1 protein-coding gene is annotated in these 2,375 nt (G+C 42.7%); it reads left to right on the forward strand.

All coding sequences use genetic code 11. The features are described 5' to 3' along the window. The first annotated feature begins 612 nt into the window (after positions 1-612). On the forward strand, positions 613-2,259 hold the full coding sequence (gene ltrA, locus PQF83_RS28415) for a group II intron reverse transcriptase/maturase (RefSeq protein WP_001097732.1): 1,647 nt from the start codon (positions 613-615) through the stop codon (positions 2,257-2,259). Positions 2,260-2,375 lie beyond the last annotated feature (116 nt).

Raw genomic sequence — 2,375 nt, forward strand, 5'->3', positions numbered from 1 at the left:
TTATGGTGCGACAAGAAGTCGCATTCCCACAGGGTAGCTTCTGCTACTAGATTAGATGCAAAGTCTATCTCCATCCGAAACTGCGGACTTGGTAACGGGCTCGTGGGTTGCATGAGGAAATGTGGAAACAGAGAGTCTGTACATGACTCGGAATACCGCTAGGAGAAGACAGGTACGGTGAACGAGAGTGAAGGCTCGTAAGCTTCGTAATCGTTAGCTTGGGATAATGTACAGCTCTACCCAGGTCTTGATAAGAGGAAAGGCATTCTCATAATACTGCCGCGTTGCATCCCGCAACTTATCCGGAGTAAAGAGTCCACCTAACCCTGTCGTATCTGTGGAATGTGAAACTTGGTAAGCCCTATGTCATCTGCGCAAGCAGTAGGATGACTGTAAAGTCAAACGATGTGGCAGAGGGTAAAGGATATAAGAGAAAGCAAAAGCCGCTAGCCGAAAGGAAACAGGAAAGCATAGAAATATGTATAACTGAGCGGATATTGTCGTCCTTACGGACAAACCCATGACAAGCCTGAAAGGGAGCCCACTTCTTATAGGTCTTCAACATGGAAATACATTTGTAAGTTATCTTCTGACGAATAGGAGCGTGCAGTTATGAACACCTCAGAACGAGCGTCGGCGCACGTCTCGTATACAAACTGGAAAGCAGTTCAGATGTATGTGACGAAGTTACGACAAAGAATTTACCGTGCCGAACAGTTACAGCAACAAAGAAAGGTAAGAAAACTTCAACGCTTACTCATGAGAAGCGAAGCAAACTTACTGTTATCAATTAGACGAGTAACACAGCAGAATAAAGGAAAGCGAACAGCAGGTGTTGATGAACATACAGCCTTGAGTCGCAGAGAAAGAAATCTTCTCTATGAGCAACTCAAAAAGTTAAATACGCTACAACACCGACCAAAACCAGCAAAACGTATATACATTGTGAAGAAAAACGGAAAATTGCGACCGTTGGGCATCCCAACTATAAAGGATAGGGTATATCAAAATATAGTGCGAAATGCCCTTGAACCACAGTGGGAAGCCAGATTTGAAGCTATTTCTTACGGGTTTCGTCCTAAGCGAAGTACCCATGATGCCATACGAAGCATTTTCAATAGAATCAACGGGGGCACAAAGAAGAAATGGATATTTGAAGGAGATTTTCAGGGCTGTTTTGATCATCTCAACCATGAGTGGATACTCAAACAAACTTCTTACTTCCCCGGAAGAAAACTATTGAAGCGATGGCTCAAGATGGGATACATGGAGCAAAGCTTTTTCGCGGAAACGCAAGAAGGTACTCCGCAAGGAGGAATTATCTCGCCACTTCTCGCTAACATTGCCCTTCATGGAATGGAAGAAACCTTGGGAATTACTTACAAGAAAAACTATAAAGCTAATGATAGTTATATTATGAATCCTGCTTGCAAATTTACCCTTATCCGTTACGCAGATGATTTTGTGGTCTTAACGGAGACAAAAGAACAAGCACTCTCTGTATATATGAGACTTCGTCCCTACTTAAAGGACAGGGGATTGGAATTAAGCCCTGAAAAGACGAAGGTTACACATATTGAGGAAGGATTTGAGTTCCTAGGATTCTTGATTCGGCAGTACCAAACTGAACAGGGGAATAAACTGTTCATCAAACCAAGTAAGGGCAGTAGACAGAAAGCGAAGAAGAAAATTGGAGATACTTTACGTGTCATGAGGGGTCAACCCATCGGAGAAATCATCCGAGTGCTTAATCCTATTATCAGAGGATACGGGCAATACTGGAAACATGTCGTTTCTAAGAAAATCTTTGGTACAATGGATAGCTATATCTATTGGAGAATCGGCAAACATCTTCGACAGCTCCATCCAAAGAAGTCGTGGAAATGGATATATGCAAGATATTACAGGCATCCACATCATGGTGGAAATGCTTGGACACCAACCTGCCCGAAAACAAATATCCAACTCTTACATATGTCATGGATTAAGATTGAGAGACACAACATGGTGAAATTCAAAAATAGTCCTGATGACCCAACATTGAAAGAATACTGGGAAAAAAGAGACCGTAAGGTATTTGATACGGAAAACACGATGGATAGAATGAAGCTGGCTAGAAAACAAGGTTACCGCTGCGCTATCTGCAAAACTCCACTACAAAACGGGGAAAAGGTAGTCGTAAAAGACATGCCTGTTCCGCAACACCTCATATTGTCTAATTTAAACTTAAAATTAGTTCACTTACCTTGCCTATACTAAAGGGACTGAAATCGGATAAAAAGAAGGCTTGAGCCGTATGATGGGAAACTGTCACGTACGGTTCTGAGGGGAGTTGGGGGCAGCGATGCCCCCCGCTTACCCGACTAAATAAGCTG

The organism is Bacillus sp. FF-1 (genome assembly GCF_028548245.1).
Taxonomy (GTDB): domain Bacteria; phylum Bacillota; class Bacilli; order Bacillales; family Bacillaceae_G; genus Bacillus_A; species Bacillus_A paranthracis.

Excerpts from the sequence above, each read along its gene's own strand:
- ltrA (WP_001097732.1), top strand. The coding sequence starts at position 613 with ATGAACACCTCAGAACGAGCGTCGGCGCACGTCTCGTATACAAACTGG.